The organism is Desulfoscipio sp. XC116 (assembly GCF_039851975.1).
Classification (GTDB): domain Bacteria; phylum Bacillota; class Desulfotomaculia; order Desulfotomaculales; family Desulfallaceae; genus Sporotomaculum.
The window spans coordinates 1,909,332-1,926,501 of sequence record NZ_CP156660.1; the positions used below are offsets into that span (position 1 = coordinate 1,909,332).

Sequence of the window (17,170 nt, forward strand, 5' to 3'; positions counted from 1 at the left end):
TGGATACGGGCCGTTGAATAACCAAACCGTATCCGATTGAAAGGGGAGAAATAAATATGTTGAGAAGACTTGCTATCTTATTGACACTGCTTGTACTGGGTATTTTATTTCCCGGGGCGGCCTTGGCTGATGATGGGCCCACGGCGCAAAGTAATGCCACAGCTATTGACACTGTCTGGGTACTCATTTGTGCCTATCTGGTTTTCCTGATGCATGCCGGGTTCAGTCTGGTTGAGGCCGGTTTTACCAGAGCTAAGAATACGGTGAATATTATGATGAAAAATCTATTAACGCTTCCCCTGGGGGTCTTGCTTTTCTTTGCGACCGGCTTCGGATTGGCTTTCGGCGGGGATACAGGTGGATTTATAGGTACCAGCGGTTTTGGTCTTAGCAATATTAACGATTTGGATTTTGGCATCCCCACTATGGGCTTCTGGTTTTTTCAAGCCGTGTTTTGCGCTACCGCGGCCACGATAGTTTCGGGAGCCGTAGCCGAAAGAATTAAGTTTCTTGCGTATATATTATTCACTGTTATCATCACGGCATTTACCTATCCGGTGGTGGTGCACTGGGTGTGGAGCAGTGACGGCTGGCTGTTTCAAAAGGGTTTCATTGACTTTGCCGGTTCTTCGGTGGTACACGGAGTGGGCGGTTGGTCCGCTCTGATCGGTGCCTGGCTATTGGGAGCCAGGATTGGCAAATATGGTAAAAACGGTGAGGTAAGGGCCATTCCCGGCCACAATATCGCGCTGGGTACTTTAGGTACACTGTTGCTCTGGTTGGGATGGTTTGGCTTCAACCCCGGCAGTACTTTAAGTGGAACTACCGCGGATATAGCCATGATTGCCACAACCACCATGCTGGCCGCTTCGGCCGGAACGGTTGGTGCCATGCTGGTTACCTGGACCCGTTACGGTAAGCCGGACCTGGCCTTGACGCTGAACGGCGCTCTAAGCGGCCTGGTGGGTGTTACCGCCGGTTGTGCGGCAGTCAGTCCGGTGGGGGCTATAGTTATCGGGTTAATTTCCGGTGTGCTGTTACCTCTTTCGGTATCATTTTTTGACCGGGTGGCTAAAATCGACGATCCGGTGGGTGCCATATCGGTACACGGTGTTTGCGGTATGTTCGGAACTTTGGCGGTTGGATTTTTTGCCTTGGATGGAGGATTCTTTTACGGCGGCGGTACTGCTCTGCTGGCTGTGCAGGCTACCGGTATCGTGGCCATACTGGCCTGGGCTTCAATTATTGGCTTTGCAGCCTTTAAGATTATTGGAGCCGCGGTGGGATTAAGAGTAAGCCCGGAAGAAGAAATGGAAGGTCTTGATATAGGCGAGCATGGCATGGAAGCTTATGGCGACTTTATGCTTCGTTCATCCGGAGCTGCCGGTGTGGTGGGCTTAAACCATGAAAGGACAACAGCTGTCTAGTATAAGTTATTTGAGACAATGCCCCCTCTTCTCTGCTTAATGCATTGGTTCCCGGCAATATTGCCGGGAACACTATAACTTTTGGGAAAGGATGTTGTGATAGTATGCTAAAAATAGAAGCAATTGTCCGACCGGGTGTGCTTGAGGATATTAAGGAACAACTGGTTAAGTTGGGTGTTCATGGCATGACGGTATCACAGGTAATGGGGTGCGGGATGCAAAAAGGCAGAACTAAAGTATACCGCGGTACTGAGTATAGCGTTAATCTTTTACCAAAGGTGAAAATAGAAATTATAGTGGCGGACAGGTTTAAAGAAGGTGTAGTGGATCTATTGATCAAAGCGGCCAGAACCGGAGACATCGGTGACGGCAAAATTTTTATTTACCGCATTGAGGATGCTATCCGTATTCGTACCGGTGAAAATGGTGAAGGGGCTCTGTAATTTTCCGGTAAGCGCGAGGCAAAAGCCATATGCCGACAGTATATGGCTTTTGCCCCCAAACCCAACTGTCAGCCCGTTTTTTTTATTGGCTGTGGTTGTCGGATCAATTTATTACTTGTTATTTAACCCGGCAACATCTATTTCCGCGGCCAGATCCAGGATACGGGCCAATGTTTTTTCACGTCTGGCGTTAATGGCAGCAAAATCCATGTACGGCGCATAATATTTTTCCATATCATCATGTCCGGCCTTGGCCTGGCGGATAAATGATATAGCTTGTTCCATACATTCACGGTACATTTTGCGGGCCGTGGTTTTTTCCATGAGATATTTTTCATTGAGAATGGGGTTTACGCATTCCATTGTATCAATGACCACATCCCCCGCCCGGGGGCGAAAATCGTGCGGTTCCACCGAGTTAACGATTGCCACGTCCAGACCGGGTATTACCAGGTGGTCGATTAAATTGGGCTCTAGGGCACAATGGTATGCTTCCACATCAAACCCGCGCATCATAGCCGCATCCATCAGCCTGCCCACAAGTACGTTTTTGCCGGTTCCGTCATCGCCTTCAATAACATATCGCTTGCCAATATGATCCACAATGGTAGCTAAATGACTCGCCGAGCCATCCGGTGTAATAGCGGTGGCAAAAAGCCGCCTGGCTTTGGGGTTATCAGTTTGCCGGTCCTGTCCCTCAAAAATCTCGTGCACCAGATCCAGCACCATACGGTCAAAGCTGCCTACGTTAAAAGCACCTGTTCCGGTGTAGTATAGCTTTACTTCGTTAAGAAATATTTTAGCGGCCGCTAAATACGCATAAGCCCGGTTGAAAAGTCTGCCGACCTCCTTGGTGCAGGCTAATATCTCCTGCTTATTGGCGCGGATACCCTGTTCGTTCCAATGATCCCCCAAATGAATAATGCTGTCAACGGCTCCGGGGTGTTTGGGATCCACTATATGGGGAGCGGTACCATCGAGCATGGCTACCTTTATGGCCGGTATCACCACACCATCCAGCGAGCCGTTATCCGACGAGCAGCAGTGCAGCTCCACATCATACCCTCGCTCCAACATTTCTTCAGCAATTTTACGCATAAAAGTAGATTTGCCGACTCCGGGCCCGCCTTTGATGACAAATATCCGGGTAGCTTCCTGCTGATCAATAATATAATCATAAAAAGAGTAAAAGCCCTGGCTGGTATTACCGCCGGGAAAAACTTTTTTCATTCTTCCCTTTGACAAAATGAGGTTCCCCCTTTATTATAAATACCTGCCGCAGCCTGTGACGTTAAATACCCGTATCTAGTATCAATTATCGATATAAAGGCAGCCTTGTTCGAATGCATGGCTGCCGTGCCACAGGTATTAAGCCCCCAAACAAAGTAATATTTTAAGCGGATGCGGCCGGCACCCTTTAATTGTGGCGGATATACTCTCACAATATAAAGCGCCATGATACAGGCATTTTTGATAAACCTTCTCATGGCGCCGTTGCCAGAGTGTTTTCGTAAACCACAGGGTTATTTTATTATATGCGGGGATATGAAAAAAAGATTTGCCAAAATGGCGCCCGGATGTGCCATATATTGGACACAAATGGCGGCAGTCCGCTTTAGGGAGGCCGGCAATAGGCTTAGCCCTTCTTAAACAGTTCACCGTACAACTCCGGTCGCCGGCTGTTCAGGTAAAAACTATGGCGCATGGAACCGGATTCCCGGCGGCGTATGGTATTGATGATGACGGGGTCCAGATCGGCCACCAGCAGTTCCTCACGATTATTAAACGCCTCAGCGACGATGTTGCCTTTGGGATCAATCACCAGCGCTCCGCCGCAAAAGCTGTGCCCGGCGCCGTCCTCGCCCACTAAATTGCAGGCCGCCAAAAACACCGCATTATCGTAAGCGCGGGCAGTCATATATTTTAGCCATATTTCCCGGCGGTTTCCTACGATAGTGGGTGAGGCATGGGGGGCAAAGATTATTTCCGCCCCTTTGAGCGATAAAATAGCGGTAACTTCAGGAAAATGCAAGTCCCAGCATATTTGCACAGCAAAATTTTGGTTGGCATGGCTAAACACCGGCAGCTCCGCGCCCGGTGTAAAATTTGGTTTTTCGCTGTTGCCCAAATGGGTTTTTCTATATTTGAACAGCTTTCCGTCAGGGAAAGCAACCAGCTGGGTTATGTATGGTTTACCGGTGGACGAGGTCTCCGCCATTCCCGCCAGTATTACCAGCCGGTACCGGTGTGCCATATCCGTTATACGCCCGCATGAAGGTCCGGGCAGGGGTTCAGCGGTGGGCCCGGAGTGGTGGCGGCTGTACCCCTGTACACATAGTTCGGGAAAACATATCATATCGGCTTTTTTATCGGCAGCCTCACGGATGAAAGTCTCCATTTTATCCAAATTATTTTTTGTTTCCGCCAAGCGCGCATTCATCTGTACCAGGGCTATTCTGGTTTGTTCCATATTTTCACCTGATTTTCACCTGATAATTAGTATTTAAACGTGACAAACCATAAAAAATGACCTTCGGTCGCTTTGCTGTAATACTGCTTTGCCGCTATACTCAAGCACGTAACCCATATATTGTATATATTATTAATGTGCCATCCTTATTTTAACACCTGCGGCAACCGGAAATGCAGTATTTTTTTAAACTAAGCAATACTTGCCGCGTCAGCGCTTTGATGGTCACGCTGTAAATATGATGCGTTTCTGATAAAATCAAGCAATGCTTCCTTGCTGTCGGGTACAGGCGCGTTTTGGGGAATTAGCCCACTGTTGATTAATTCCCGGTAAACCTCTACTATCCAGGGAGTTCTGAGCCCGCAACTGTTTAACAGCTTCTGGTCTAGAAAAATCTCCCTGGGGTTTCCTTCCCCGATTACCTTACCGCCGTTGATAAGGTAAACATAGTCGGCCCAAGTATAGGCCAAGTCAACATCATGGGTGGACATAACCAGCGTCTTCCCTTGTGTGTTTAACTGGTGCAGCATTTCCATTATTTTTTCAGCCATACGGGGATCTAAACAAGCAGTGGGTTCATCAAAAATTATTACCCGGGGTTCCATAGCCAGTACCCCGGCGATGGATACCCGCTTTTTTTGGCCGTAACTTAAAAAATGAGTAGGTTTGCTTTTTAGTCCGTCAATCTCTGTTTCTTGCATAACCTTTTGGGCCCTGGCGAGGGCGGCATCCTTATCAAAACCCAAATTTAACGGCCCAAAGGCAATATCCTGCAGCACACTGGCGGAAAAAAGCTGGTTATCCGGGTCCTGGAATACAATACCCACATCTTTCCGCAACTCCACTAAAGAACGGTGCTTATAATCTACCGGTCGCCCGGCAAATAATACTTGCCCCCGCCGGGGGCGCAGTATACCGTTAAAGTGCAGAAACAAAGTGGACTTACCGGCCCCGTTGGCACCCAACACCACTATCTTTTGACCTTCTTTAATTTGCATAGTTAAGCCATTTAGTGCATTGGTACCGTCCGGATAGTCATATACCAGCTCACGGACCTCAATAATATATTGTTTCACAATATCCCCCCCGCGTACAGCGCCCAAGCCGCCAGCGCAGTGTCAACCAATATAATAACCAGCACATGGCGGGCCGACCAGTTTCGTTTATCTTCTATAAAATGCAGCTGCCCATCGTAACAACGCGCCACCAGAGCGTCATACATAGTTTGAGATTGCCGGTATGATTTAATAAACATGGATAAGACTAATTGGCTTAAGGATGTAAAACCGGTGCGCGTGTTTTTATAACCCAGCCGGGAAGATTGGGCGGTATAGATTTGCCCTGCCGCTTCCAGCAGTATAAATATCAACCGGTACATTAAGGTAATTAATTCCACCACCAGTGCGGGCACGCACAGTTTCTTCAGCAGACCCACCATTTCCGTCATGGGCGTGGTAAGCGATAAAAAATACAGGCAGGATACCGCTCCCAGCGAGCGGAAAAATAAATTTGCCGCAGTATCCAGTCCCACATTGGTTACGCCCACGGCATAATCGCCCAGATAGATGGCCCAAAGAAACTGTTGCGATTCACAAGTTACGGAAACCGCCACTGCAGTTACGCCAATAATGAGAAACGCGCCCGGCAGCATGAGCAGCTTGCCATAAAACCGCCAGGGTATTCCGGCTAAAAACATCACTGCCCCGGCCATCAAAAAAATGACAGCCAGGGAAGTGTACAATGAAGGCATTGCCAGACAAATCGTAATGGTTAAGGCGAAAAAAATGCCTTTTTCAGCGGGATGTACCGACAAAAGCCTGTTGTTGTATGCATAATGATCAATTAGCAACATAGAAGTTTATTCCTTATCGGAATTTTTTTTGCCTTTCATATAGCCCAGATAATAACATATAAAACCAGCCCCCAACGCTCCCTGCAGAGCGAATAACAGACTTTCGATTTCTCCGCTGGGTGGTTCCCAGATGGCGGAAAACCATGGTTGATAGTTGGGGTTGATTTCTATAATAACTTCCTCCGCTTGTCCGTCGGCTCCGCCGAATTCAGCGCCGTTAACCATTACCAGGGGCACTATGGCCAGAGCCACTACCAAAGCAAGTAACAGTAAATTATTACGCAGCAGATTGCTTTTCACGCTAACGCACCTCCCTCTGCAAGTGCTCCGGGATAACGGCCAGCTCCACCAGTTCGTTTTGGTTATAATTATACAGCAAATTAAAGACTAATACAGTCAATAATCCTTCACTGACCGCCAGGGGAATTTGCGTAACAGCAAAAATAGCTGCGAACTTGTTAAACGAAGCCATTATTCCCCCGGTGGCATCCGGTATGGCCAAGGCCAGCTGCAGCGAGGTGGTAATGTAAGTAAGCAAATCACCCAGCGCCGCGCCCGAAAAGACAGCCAGCCATAACGGGGTACCCAGTCGCCGACACAGTTTATAAACACCATAGGCCACAAACGGTCCGACTACGGCCATGGAAAAAGCATTTGCACCCAGAGTGGTAATACCGCCGTGGGCCAGCAGCAACGCCTGAAACAGAAGCACAATGCTGCCCAACACCGCCATAGCGGCCGGTCCGAACAGTATAGCACCCAGGCCAACACCGGTGGGATGCGAGCAGCTGCCCGTCACCGAGGGCAGTTTAAGAGCGCTCAGAGCAAAGGCAAAAGCCCCGGCAAAGGCGATAAGCATTTTCATTTTTGGATTTAATCCAACTGTTTTGTTAATTGAAATCAGACCCAGAATAAAAAACGGCAAGGTTAACAAATACCACACTCCACACCACAATGAAGGCAAATAACCTTCCATTATATGCATGGCATAAGCATTTTCCGGTACAGCTATCACCAACAGCATAATATATAAAAACGCAAGACCAGTGTATGACTTATTCAATAATAACACCTTCCTCTGCACTTTCTAAGAAGTATAAATCCTTCTATAATCCGTTTGGAATCCGTTTGGCAAATACTTGCCGGCATCTCCCCGCCGCTGTAGTCCGATCGGAAGTAAACAATAGGGGCTGTTAAAACGCAATCGAGTTTTGGCCTGCTTTATACAGCCATTCATCAGTTATGCAGCGGCAGCTGCCGGTTAATTATCCGCACGGCTTCCTCCCAGTTATATTCGTTGCCTGCGATAACGCTCCGGCGTTTGACAATTACAACCGGTATCTTTAAGTCAAGGGCGGCATCAATTTTGGTATCGATACCGCCGGCCCGGCCGCTGTCCTTGCTTACCACCACCGCGGCCCGGTACATTTTAAACAATGCCTTATTAATTTGCTTAGAAAAGGGACCTTGCATGGCTATAATGTCCCTGGTGTTAATTCCCATGTCCTGACATTTTTTAATAACCCGGTGTTCGGGAAGTACTCTTACCACCAGACGAATACCATGGGTATCCTGTAATGATATAAAGTGCTCCAAATTATGACTACCCGTCGTTAGAAAAACTGTTTTTCCCAAATCAGCGGCTTTTTCAGCGGCCTCGGACATGGAGTACACCGGATGAATAAGCTCATGGTGAGTCAAATTAATTTCTTCTCTGCCGATGCGCAGGTACATAATATCCATTGCTCTGCATTGCTGAGCCAGCTCGTTTTCCTCCGTTACGGCAAAAGGATGCCTTGCGTCGACAACGGCCCGTACGCCCAACCGTTCCAACCAGGCAGCCGCTTTGTCCGGTAAATCGCTTTCCACCAGGGAGGCCCCGTATTCCACAGCCAGTTCCCTGCCATAATCCATAGAGGCTATGGCGCCGACTTGGTAACCCTGCCCCGCCAATTTTTTAGTAATCATTCTGCCATCTCTTGTTCCCTGCAAAACCAGAATCACCCAAAACCACTCCCAGTGCACAAAAGCCCCCTTATTTTAGCGGGGGGCTTGAAGTAATTATAGAGGCCGCAAGCAAACCGCAGCTCAACCACCCCCTGATATAACTGTCAGCGGTGCGCTTGAACAGGCCTGGCTTGCTGTTTTGGGTATGCGGCCCCAAGTACTTTTCGGGTTACCATGCCTACACAGCAAAAAATGCAACCAAATTTAAGCTGTGCGTTTCTCGAACGACAGCACCTGTTGATCATTTCAAAACCAAACTGATTCTACGGGCAAATACAATTTATACGCATAAATGAGCATATAAAAAAGCCTTAACTCCCAATCAGAGGCTAAGGCTTATCTTTACACTACCGCATTAAATCCGCTATGCCGCGGCTGCAAAGTATTCACACCAACCCTCTCCTTGGGAGGTTAACCATGTGTGAACTCGGGTAGGTCTCCTGACTTATGGCTCATTGCCCGCCTTTAGCCTTCCCGGTTACGCCGGTGGCAATTAAAAGGAGGCTCGCCATTTACAGTGGCCGGACCGTCCAGGATTTTCACCTGATTCCCTATTATCCCTATAAAAGCTGTATCAACTTACACAGTTTTAGGGCACCCGAGTAGTTCCAAGTATTAAATTACTCAATTGATATTAACACATTTAAGATATGTTGTCCATAGTTAGTAAGCCTGCCGCAATTACTGAAGCAGTATGGACAATAATCCCAATGGGTTACTTAGAAGCAGAACATCCGTGGCATCAAAGCTTAAAGTTATATCCTTTTGGACATTTAATGGCACAACCTCCAAAGTAACAGTGGCCTGTGCGGTGGTACCCTGAATAGATATATCCCGCACATTGTGCAGCTTAATATTTCCTTTAAGTTTATCAATCAACTTTTCCGCCACGGGCGCGGCAGCCCCCACATATTTTTGGACTGTTTCCATATTGCCGTCGTTAATACCGTTAATCAGTTCAGTAACCGCGTTACTGACATCATCTTCGGTAAGCACCGTGGCATTTTCGGTATAATCTTTAGCTGATGAGCATCCTGCCACAAATAAAGAAATAATCAGCAGCAATAACAATAGGCGTTTCATAATTACCCGATTCAAGGAAACCGCCGTATTCAGCTATATTGTATTGATAGTGAAATACAGCTTGGTTGCCTTCTAACGGGCCTTCACCCCTTTCGGTTTAAACTTATTTTTTTCAGTAACCTCGTTAGTCCTCAACGTTATTTTAATTTAAGATGATCCTCAATCCGCATTGAATAAGGCAACCAGCTTTTTCATACCCTTCAGAAGCCGCGGGCCTGTGCGACAGAGAAAGTGGCAGGGAATAGTATGCACCCGCCTTGCTTTTACAGCCGGGACTTGCGCCAGGAGAGGGTTTTCCATTATACTTGCAGCGTCCCGGTCGCAAGGGCGAAAGGCCAAATTGCAGCCCGGACATCTTTTACGCGGTGGTTCTTCCGGGGAGCGGCCACAGGATAGTATAATGTCCGGATCATAGCTGCTAACATCGGACCAAGCGATAGGAACATATGAAATTTCCTCAACAAAGGGCATTAAGGACGCTCCTGCCAGCTGCAAAGCATCGTATTGGCAGGAAGCGGGGCCGGGGGTCATTAATTTACGGTTGCCCATGACAAAAACCACTTTGGGGCGAGGGTGTTTTAATGCTTTTTCTTTAATTTGCTGAAGTTCACTTTTAAGATTATCCAATGCTTGAATCCCGGCCTTGCCTGCTTGGGTGTGTTGAACCAGTTTTTCTATGCCAATGAACAGTTCGCCGACTGTTTGAGGTTCGAAAACGAATACCCTGAGCCCTGCCCGGCGTAATTCCTCCGTACAGCTCTTATGGATAGTTCCGCCGGCCAGTACCAAATCGGGCTGCGTAGATATTATCCCGGCCACATCCGGATCGGCAAAGGTGCCCATCCGGGGTTTGGACAATGCTTGGGCCGGATAATCGCAGTGAACGGTAACCCCTGCTATTTGTTGTCCCAGTCCCAGGGCAAATAGTATTTCCGTGTGTGACGGAACAAGCGAGATAATGCGCATGCCAATAGCCTCCGATTCTAAAAGACATCACGTGCCGCTTGCGCGGCACCATCAGAGGATGCAAATTGCATCTCAGTTTATATTTCTTGCAAATGTAAGCTTTATCCTGCCATTAGGCGAACAAAGTCGCGAATGATTTGGCGTAGTCCGGCGGCATCGCGGCACGGCTTGTCCCACGGGACGCCGCTGTTGCTTGGATGGGCGTTGGCTCGGCTTATATTTACTAAAGCATTATCCTGTGATAATATACAGGCAGCCTTTAGGCAGTTGGCGCGGTTATTTAAAAACGATAAAGATTTCCGGTCGCAGACACCCGGATTATCAAAACAAGGAGGCGGTTTTTTTGCGCTTATTCCCTATTTTAATGGCTTTGTTTGTTACTATCTTACTGGTTTCAAACACTGTGGCGGTAAAAATAACTCATGTTGGACCTTTTTATTTCGACGGCGCAACGATTCTATTTCCAATAGCCTATATATTCGGAGATGTACTCACCGAAGTTTATGGGTATAAACGAAGCAGGGTTGTTGTATGGACCGGGTTTTTCGCTTGCATAATTATGTCACTGGTTTACTGTCTGGTCGGTATACTGCCGGCTGCCGCTGATTGGCAGCAACAAAATGCTTACATGGCAATTTTAGGCCAGACACCAAGGATAGTAGTGGCAAGTTTGGTTGCCTACCTTTGCGGCGAATTTATTAATGCCTATATACTTTCTAAAATGAAAATCGCCACCAAAGGAAGATTCCTTTGGACCAGGACTATTGGCTCGACAATGGTGGGCCAGGGGGTAGACACAGTTTTATTCGTTGCTATAGCATTTACAGGCGTCATATCGTCCAATCTTTTGTTGTACATGATAGTGTCAAATTACGTATTTAAAACGGTCTTTGAGATTTTGGCCACTCCCTTAACGTATGCTGCCGTTGGATTTGTTAAAAAAGCTGAATCCGTTGATTATTACGACGTAGATACTGATTTCAATCCCTTCAAAGTTACCTTTAAAGACATGGTCTAAAATAACCCGGTAAGCAAAAAAAGTTTTTGGGTCCCCTGTTTAGTGCAAGGAGTCAAGCAACCCTTGCACTAAACAGGGGACTTAATTCTGATCACATGTCTCCTTTTAATAAGCTGATCTGTTCTATATTCCACATCTTTTCAAAATACACTTAAATTTAACTGCCATTTTTTTTAATGTGTTAAAAAAAATCATAAATTGATGTAACAATTTGCTATGGTCTGATACTAATAACCGAGAGCGTTTTTGATATGGCCACACCTCTATGCTACCGGCCTGATTTTCATATTAAAGATAAAAAATTCCAGCATAAGCATATCAGTATAGAATGGTTTGATGATGATAAACATAGCGGGAGGTATAGACCGTGCCCGAATTGAGAGAGCTGTCGGAACAAGGCGATTGTTCCAAGCAATTAGTAGATTTTCTATACAACATAGGTTATAGGTTAACCGGCAGTCACCAACAAACCGAGGAATTGGTTAAGGATGTATTTAACGTACCCAATAAAGACGCGGCATTCAGCTTAAATATAGATACAGCCTTGCGCAGCATGTGTATAAGCTATATAAAAAAAGTTGATGATCAACATCAACACAGCACAATGCTAAAAGGTAATAGTAAAAATAAAATACAAGTTGCTCTTTTGACACTGTCGCCTTTACAAAGGTTGGTATTAGTTTTGCGAGAAATCGTAAGAATAAATTACTCTGAGATAGCGGAGATAACCGGCATGGATAAAACAACTGTAACCCGGTTGCTCAGTTCGGGACGGTGGACTTTGCGGAAGCATTTAGCTCCGCCTCCGGGTCAAAGCACGCTAACTGAGAAATATAATATAGCCAAGTAAGCTTTGTTGTCCGCTTGCCATATATAAACCCCAAGAACTGTCTGCATAGAAAAAAGATAGCTCTTGGGGTTATGCCTTATGCTGCGGCTGCGAAATAGGTACTAAATGATGGTGGTCTTGGCTCTGCAACCAGATAGCTGTCAATTTACTTTACAGGCGTTAAGCGTTGACAAGATATGAAAACTCTATTATGCCTTTAAAAGTGTTGTCCTCATAAAAGGGTATAATCACCTTGTAATGCATCTTTGAACCTTTTTTAAATGAATAATTAAATGGTTCGCGCCTGCCGGCGGAAAATTCATTCAATATTGTGGTTATCTTTTCTTTTGAGTTTTTATTTTTATGACATCCCAATATGCTTTTTCCCAGAAGCTGTTCTGTGTTCTTATATTTTTGGGCTGCTTTTTTGTTGATGTGTAATAAATTTAAATTTTTATCAATAACATAAGCATTGATATCAAGTTTGTCAAGAAATGTAAAATCTGTATTAGAAATTTCCTCTCGCACTCCTTTTTTAATAGTTTATTAGCAAGCAAGCTGATGCCGCTTAGAACTTGCCTTTTTCAAATATAATCCCAGGAAAAGCACAGTAAAGAGACCTGTAAGGTTTATTTGTAAACATGGCACTACCAAACAAATACCGGCTGCCAGAAAGATAAGCCTATTCCACCACTTTAATCTGCCGAAACAATAATTTTCCCATACACAGGAAATTGCCAAGACCGAAAAAACAGCAAATAAAATACTTAGTATTATTTGAAAAATATTGCCTTCCAATAAAAGGGCGTTATTATATACAAACGCATATGGAAGTACGATAATTGGAAAAGATACACGCAAAGCCGTAAGCGCCGTTTTCATCAATGGTGACCCCGCTATTCCGCAGGCAACGTAGGCATTGGGAGCCACAGGCGGACTTATCTCTGCAATAACTGAGAAATAGAAAACAAACATGTGCGCGGCGAAAGGCCATACGCCCAATTGTATCAGCGCCGGGACAACCAGTATGGAAAGTACTACATACGCGGCAACCGGGGGAACTCCCATACCAAGTATTATAGAAGCGACCATGGTAAGTATCAAGAGTATGAATAAATTACCACTGGAGAGCTTGATTAAAATTGTAGATATCATCAGACCCAGCCCGGTGAAATTAACTAAACCCACTGCAACACTGGCAACAGAAAGAATGGCTATAACATGGGTGGAACTGATGGCGCCGTCCCGCAGGGCAGCCAGGAACTCGGGCAAGCTCATGCGCGTGGATTTTCTGATGCCCGCCGCAAGCGGTATAGATATACAGGCAAAAAACGACGCCTTGATGATAGTCATATTAAACATTAAACATACAACAAGTACTATCGGCGGAAGAAAATAGTTCCAGCCTTCCTTCACTGTCAATCTGGTATTAGGTAATTGGCTTTTAGGTTTTCCCTTGATGTCTAATTTAATGGAATTGATATCGGTAATTATAAATATACCCAGATAAAAAAGAATGGCAATAATAAAACAACGCGTGATTATTTCAAGATATGGAATTCCCAAAATTGACATAATAACAAACACTGCACTGCCCATAATGGGCGGCATAATTAAACCGCCGGAACCTGCGGCCGCCACAACGGCACCGGCAAAATACGGTGCATAACCCTCTTGTTTCATGGTAGGAATAGTCATATTGCCGGTAGCTGCCGTATTGGCTACGCCGCTGCCTGAAATCATTCCGAACAGAGCGCTGGCGATAATGGCTACTTTAGCAATCCCACCCCTTAAATGTCCGGCTAGACTCAGGGCAAAATCCATAAAAAATTTACCGGCGCCCGATTTATTATAAATAACCCCAAATAACACCAGTAAGTAAATATAGGTTGCGGACAAACCGGTTAGTTCACCGTACAATCCGTCCGTTTTTAACGTCATACTGGAAATGATGCGTTCCACGGGGTAATTCTTGTGGGCAAATATACCCGGCATTACCTCTCCGCATACCGCGAAAAGAAATATCAGCACACACATAACCGGCAAAATTGAACCAATAACCCGTCTGGCTCCTTCGAGAGTCAATACAAGTATAACAGCACCCAGAATAAAATCTTTCAGGTCAAGTTTTAAGCCTGTCGTACCCAAACGTTGATCCCAGGTTAAGAGAAAATAAATTGAGATAAACAGATACGTCAATCCAAAAATGACACCTGTTATTGAAATCTTTTTACCGTCTTTTGTTCCCTTAAAATTATAAATCAGGAATATTAAAAGGTATCCCAGCATCAGGTGTATAGTACGCTGATCCATCGCTTCCAGCTGAAAATAACCGGTGCAAAGTTGGAATATTGAGAGTATTAATGCCAGCGATACAATAATTTTCTCCTGAATAGTGCTGCCAAAAACCGCTTTGCACCCGGTTATAGATGCTTTTAGTTTTTCCATGAATATTACTCCCACCCTTTAGTATATACAAACTAGTTCTATATAGGATATATGGATAACTAAACATAGTTACCCATATACCCTTATATATTAACTACTTTTCGGACCAGACTCCTTTTTCCTTATAAAATTTAACAGCTCCGGGGTGAAATTCAACCGGGTCTGATTCCGCTCCGTTTAATGCCTGCTCTAAATTCCATAGCGCGGCCTGCGGGTGAATTTGGTCTCTTTCTTCCGGATGTTCATAAATAGCCTTCATAAACTTGTACACAACATCTTCCGGAAGGTCTTTACTGCAAATCATTCTCTGGTTAGCCGTATAGATCTGTGTATCTTTATCAAGGTCGGAATAGGTTCCCGCCGGCATGGTTATGCCCTGTAAATAAGGCTGCACGGCCTGGATTCTTTCAATTTCTTCGCTTGTCACCTCAAGAAATCTAACATCATGGGTAGAACACAAATCCATTACGCTGGAAAGAGGGAATCCCGCAAAAACAACCCCCGCGTCAATGGTCCCTTCCTTTAAACCTCTGATAATTTCACCGAAATCGTAATACAATGGGGTGTATTCCCCAGGTTTGATACCCCATCCGGCTTCCAGGGTTTTGATTGACGCCAGTATTAATGTAGCGCTTCCCTGCGGCCCGACCCCCACTCGTTTGCCCCGGAGATCTTCAAAGCTTTCAATTCCGGAATTCTTTAGCGTAATCCAGTGTGCATCACTCCGGTGACCCACAGCCACTAAAGCTGCATTGCTAAGGTCAAGGTTTTCTTCTTCAGCCAGAAACTCCAGAGTTCCTCCACAGATCAGTCCCATGTCCATTTCTCCATTAGCTACTAGCCTTGCATTTTCAAAGGCGGCTGCCGTTGACTGAGCATTTATTTGGATTTCCGGGTAATATTTGCTTACCATATTTGCAAATCCGGCACCGATATAGTAATAAGTACCCGAGCTGCTGCCTGTACCCATGGACAAGAAGTGCTTATCCTGTTTTTCAGCTCCCCCGTCATTGGAATCGGAATCACCGCCGGAAGAACACCCGGACAGACATATAACTAACAATATAGCTAGTAATGATGGCAAAATACCTTTAAACTTAATTTTCAAACTAAATACCTCCTAAAAATCAATTTAATGAACCTCTCTCTGCCATTGGAGTATATTTCGTGGTTTTTTTCTCCACCTCCCCAATCAGACGGAATAGTGCAATGCAACAAATACCAGTCACTGTGGGCAAATGCTACTCACCAAATATTCGGCCAAATATTTCTCCCGCGTTATCAATGTTTTCCAGACTTAAGATCGTATCTATCAATCTGTCGACTTGATCTTTAGAATACTGTTTAATCCCGGCCGCCGCACATTTTTTAAATTTATCAATACATTCATCCCAGCTTAAAGGATTTTCCGGGTGTCCTTTCAAAACATCAATCCTATGCTTGAGCACCTCTCCATTATTAAGGTATACATTTATTGTGGCAGGTTTTAAATCTCTTGCATCAATGGTATCGTCTACCAGAACGTTGATTTTCTTCGCCATCATCTTTCTTTCCCGGTCTCGAATAACCGATTCGCTAAAATCATCAATAAACGGTTTCCCTTTGGCAAGTGCAACACTCACAGTGTAAGGTATACTGAACTGTGCATCTACCTGCGGGTTCTGACGGACCTCAAACGGCTGACCCACCATTTCCCGGCACATCTTGGCAACAAACACTTCCACCCTGTCAACTTCTTTAAATGAAAATTGAGACTTTTCTTTTATCGCCAGTGCGGCATCAATGGAAGAGTGAGTCATACGGCAGGACGGGTATGGCTTAATGCTTAATTTCATGCCAAAAAAATCCTCCCCCAAACCTGCCAGACATTTTTGCCTGTCATAATATCCACGTTCATATAAGTTAAAAAAGCCAAATTTACCCTCTAAAACGTTGCGTGCACCGGTAATTCCGATTTCAGCCAGTAAAGACGATAAGACTCCGGCCTTAGTGGAAAATGCGGGCTGCAACCTTTTGCTGAGTCCGCCGTCCAGCAAACACTGGGCGTTTCCCGATGTCTGACTGTAAGCAACACCAAATGCGTTGCGCGTTTTTTCCTCTGATAAATTTAATATTTTCGCGGCAGCAGCGGCAGCCCCGAAAGAACCGCAGGTTGCCGTGCGAATCCAGCTCAATGGGGTATTGATGGCCGTACCCAACCGGCAACTCATGTCAACCCCTAATATTACAGCAGTAATTAATTGCCTGCCGCTGGCTTTTCTGGCTTCAGCCAGTGCAAGCGCGGCAGGCCAGGCACTAACGTAACAATGCATTGCCGCATCATCCAATGTATCATCCAAGTCCAAAGCATGACTGACGACGCTGTTTACAAACGCGGCATTCGGGCTGGGCAGCTTATTTCCAAAACCCAGCAGGGTAGCTTCTTCTTTACCGCCAAAAGATGCAAAAAGAGCGTGAACCTCTGCGCTTCCGGGTGCTTTTGTGCCGGCAAGACCGCAGCCAAGGGTATCCAAAATGAATTTTTTTGTGGTGTCCACAACCGTCGATGAAAAGTCCTTATATCCCAATTTTGCATATACCGAGCTAATATCATTGATCATATCCTGCATGTTGAGCCCACATCCTTT

Annotated in this window: 16 protein-coding genes and 1 riboswitch; of the genes, 4 read left to right on the forward strand and 12 right to left on the reverse strand. The window is 45.6% G+C overall.

All coding sequences use genetic code 11. From position 1 onward, the window contains the following. Window positions 1-56 precede the first annotated feature (56 nt). Both ABDB91_RS09125 and ABDB91_RS09130 read left to right on the forward strand, forming a co-directional pair. A complete protein-coding gene (locus tag ABDB91_RS09125) occupies window positions 57-1,427 on the forward strand; it encodes an ammonium transporter (protein ID WP_347491280.1) in 1,371 nt (456 codons plus the stop codon). 104 nt (window positions 1,428-1,531) lie between these two features. Beyond that, complete coding sequence (locus tag ABDB91_RS09130; RefSeq protein WP_347491281.1) at window positions 1,532-1,870, forward strand: P-II family nitrogen regulator; 339 nt, start codon at window positions 1,532-1,534, stop codon at window positions 1,868-1,870. Window positions 1,871-1,981: 111 nt separating this feature from the next. On the opposite strand, the gene ABDB91_RS09135 is transcribed toward ABDB91_RS09130, so the two are convergent. The 9 genes from ABDB91_RS09135 to ABDB91_RS09175 all read right to left on the reverse strand — a co-directional run bounded on the left by ABDB91_RS09135 (window position 1,982) and on the right by ABDB91_RS09175 (window position 10,248). Next, window positions 1,982-3,115, reverse strand: coding sequence for a PRK06851 family protein (locus tag ABDB91_RS09135; RefSeq protein ID WP_347491282.1), 1,134 nt, complete (start codon window positions 3,113-3,115; stop codon window positions 1,982-1,984). Between the two features lie 391 nt (window positions 3,116-3,506). Further along, window positions 3,507-4,340, reverse strand: a complete 834-nt coding sequence (locus tag ABDB91_RS09140; protein ID WP_347491283.1) for a nitrilase family protein — start codon at window positions 4,338-4,340, stop codon at window positions 3,507-3,509. Between the two features lie 191 nt (window positions 4,341-4,531). Further along, on the reverse strand, window positions 4,532-5,416 hold the full coding sequence (locus tag ABDB91_RS09145) for an ATP-binding cassette domain-containing protein (protein ID WP_347491284.1): 885 nt from the start codon (window positions 5,414-5,416) through the stop codon (window positions 4,532-4,534). Further along, window positions 5,413-6,192 (reverse strand): cobalt ECF transporter T component CbiQ, encoded by a 780-nt coding sequence (gene cbiQ, locus ABDB91_RS09150; protein WP_347491285.1) that lies wholly within the window; start codon window positions 6,190-6,192, stop codon window positions 5,413-5,415. The genes ABDB91_RS09145 and cbiQ overlap by 4 nt, the downstream gene beginning before the upstream one ends. 6 nt (window positions 6,193-6,198) lie before the next feature. Further along, window positions 6,199-6,492, reverse strand: a complete 294-nt coding sequence (locus ABDB91_RS09155; protein ID WP_347491286.1) for an energy-coupling factor ABC transporter substrate-binding protein — start codon at window positions 6,490-6,492, stop codon at window positions 6,199-6,201. A 1-nt stretch (window position 6,493) separates the two neighbouring features. Further along, window positions 6,494-7,216 (reverse strand): energy-coupling factor ABC transporter permease, encoded by a 723-nt coding sequence (locus ABDB91_RS09160; protein ID WP_347491570.1) that lies wholly within the window; start codon window positions 7,214-7,216, stop codon window positions 6,494-6,496. A 212-nt stretch (window positions 7,217-7,428) separates the two neighbouring features. Then, complete coding sequence (gene cobK, locus ABDB91_RS09165; RefSeq protein ID WP_347491287.1) at window positions 7,429-8,196, reverse strand: precorrin-6A reductase; 768 nt, start codon at window positions 8,194-8,196, stop codon at window positions 7,429-7,431. A gap of 415 nt (window positions 8,197-8,611) precedes the next feature. After that, window positions 8,612-8,816: riboswitch (cobalamin riboswitch) on the reverse strand. 64 nt (window positions 8,817-8,880) lie between these two features. Further along, entirely contained in the window at window positions 8,881-9,297 is a 417-nt protein-coding gene (locus ABDB91_RS09170; protein WP_347491288.1) for a hypothetical protein, read from the reverse strand. Window positions 9,298-9,441: 144 nt separating this feature from the next. Next, the gene (locus ABDB91_RS09175) at window positions 9,442-10,248 is read right to left on the reverse strand and encodes a helical backbone metal receptor (protein ID WP_347491289.1); all 807 of its coding nucleotides are present in this window, start codon (window positions 10,246-10,248) and stop codon (window positions 9,442-9,444) included. A 343-nt stretch (window positions 10,249-10,591) separates the two neighbouring features. On the opposite strand from ABDB91_RS09175, the gene ABDB91_RS09180 reads away from it, so the two are divergent. Then, window positions 10,592-11,266, forward strand: a complete 675-nt coding sequence (locus ABDB91_RS09180) for a queuosine precursor transporter (RefSeq protein ID WP_347491290.1) — start codon at window positions 10,592-10,594, stop codon at window positions 11,264-11,266. A gap of 367 nt (window positions 11,267-11,633) precedes the next feature. Further along, window positions 11,634-12,116 carry an RNA polymerase sigma factor gene (locus ABDB91_RS09185; RefSeq protein ID WP_347491291.1) on the forward strand — a complete coding sequence of 161 codons (483 nt, stop codon included), beginning with the start codon at window positions 11,634-11,636 and terminating at the stop codon, window positions 12,114-12,116. A 525-nt stretch (window positions 12,117-12,641) separates the two neighbouring features. Here ABDB91_RS09185 and ABDB91_RS09190 read toward each other — a convergent pair. From ABDB91_RS09190 to ABDB91_RS09200, 3 genes are all read right to left on the reverse strand, one after another. Further along, complete coding sequence (locus ABDB91_RS09190; RefSeq protein WP_347491292.1) at window positions 12,642-14,543, reverse strand: TRAP transporter fused permease subunit; 1,902 nt, start codon at window positions 14,541-14,543, stop codon at window positions 12,642-12,644. Window positions 14,544-14,637: 94 nt separating this feature from the next. After that, window positions 14,638-15,651: a TAXI family TRAP transporter solute-binding subunit gene (locus ABDB91_RS09195; RefSeq protein ID WP_347491293.1), complete on the reverse strand. Its 1,014-nt coding sequence runs from the start codon at window positions 15,649-15,651 to the stop codon at window positions 14,638-14,640. A gap of 133 nt (window positions 15,652-15,784) precedes the next feature. Continuing rightward, on the reverse strand, window positions 15,785-17,152 hold the full coding sequence (locus ABDB91_RS09200) for an MmgE/PrpD family protein (protein ID WP_347491295.1): 1,368 nt from the start codon (window positions 17,150-17,152) through the stop codon (window positions 15,785-15,787). Between the last annotated feature and the right edge of the window lie 18 nt (window positions 17,153-17,170).

Bases quoted from the DNA above. Each gene is read 5' to 3' on its own strand.
- ABDB91_RS09190 (WP_347491292.1), bottom strand. From the start codon at position 14,543: ATGGAAAAACTAAAAGCATCTATAACCGGGTGCAAAGCGGTTTTTGGC.
- cbiQ (WP_347491285.1), bottom strand. From the start codon at position 6,192: ATGTTGCTAATTGATCATTATGCATACAACAACAGGCTTTTGTCGGTA.
- ABDB91_RS09125 (WP_347491280.1), top strand. From the start codon at position 57: ATGTTGAGAAGACTTGCTATCTTATTGACACTGCTTGTACTGGGTATT.
- ABDB91_RS09200 (WP_347491295.1), bottom strand. From the start codon at position 17,152: ATGCAGGATATGATCAATGATATTAGCTCGGTATATGCAAAATTGGGA.
- ABDB91_RS09175 (WP_347491289.1), bottom strand. From the start codon at position 10,248: ATGCGCATTATCTCGCTTGTTCCGTCACACACGGAAATACTATTTGCC.
- ABDB91_RS09130 (WP_347491281.1), top strand. From the start codon at position 1,532: ATGCTAAAAATAGAAGCAATTGTCCGACCGGGTGTGCTTGAGGATATT.
- ABDB91_RS09160 (WP_347491570.1), bottom strand. From the start codon at position 7,216: ATGCTGTTGGTGATAGCTGTACCGGAAAATGCTTATGCCATGCATATA.
- ABDB91_RS09140 (WP_347491283.1), bottom strand. From the start codon at position 4,340: ATGGAACAAACCAGAATAGCCCTGGTACAGATGAATGCGCGCTTGGCG.